The organism is Desulfobulbus alkaliphilus (assembly GCF_016918545.1).
GTDB lineage: Bacteria > Desulfobacterota > Desulfobulbia > Desulfobulbales > Desulfobulbaceae > Desulfobulbus > Desulfobulbus alkaliphilus.
Genome location: NZ_JAFFQC010000248.1, coordinates 1 through 446, shown reverse-complemented (window position 1 = coordinate 446; position 446 = coordinate 1). Strand labels below are relative to the sequence as shown.

Here is a 446-nt window from a genome sequence, read left to right as displayed (position 1 = left end):
GTGTAGCATGGCCGACGCACATTCCCCCTCCGACGCCCCCCAGCGCCTGACCGCCATCCGCGGCGAGATCGACAGCGTGGACCAGGAACTGCTGGCGCTGTTCAACCGCCGCGCCGCCCTGAGCCTGGAAGTGGGCCGCATCAAGGCCGGGGACCCCGGCATCGTGTTCAAGCCCCTGCGCGAGCGCGAAGTGCTGGACGGCCTGGCCCGCAAGAACGACGGTCCCCTGCCCGAAGAACACCTGCGTGCCATCTGGCGCGAGATCTTCTCCTCGTCGCGCGCCCTGCAACGCCCGCAGAACGTGGCCTATCTGGGCCCGGAAGGCACCTTCTCCTATTTTGCCGGCGTGGAGTACCTGGGCCATGCCGCCAGCTTCCACCCCTGCAACGACCTGCCGCAGGTCTTCGCCGACGTGCACTCCGGCCGCTGCGAGCTGGGCGTGGTGC

Annotated in this window: 1 protein-coding gene; it reads left to right on the top strand. The window is 69.3% G+C overall.

Annotated elements, in window-relative coordinates; all coding sequences use genetic code 11:
• Nucleotides 1-7: 7 nt before the first annotated feature.
• On the top strand, nt 8-446 hold a 439-nt coding region (locus JWG43_RS18365), incomplete at its 3' end, for a chorismate mutase (RefSeq protein WP_371925227.1).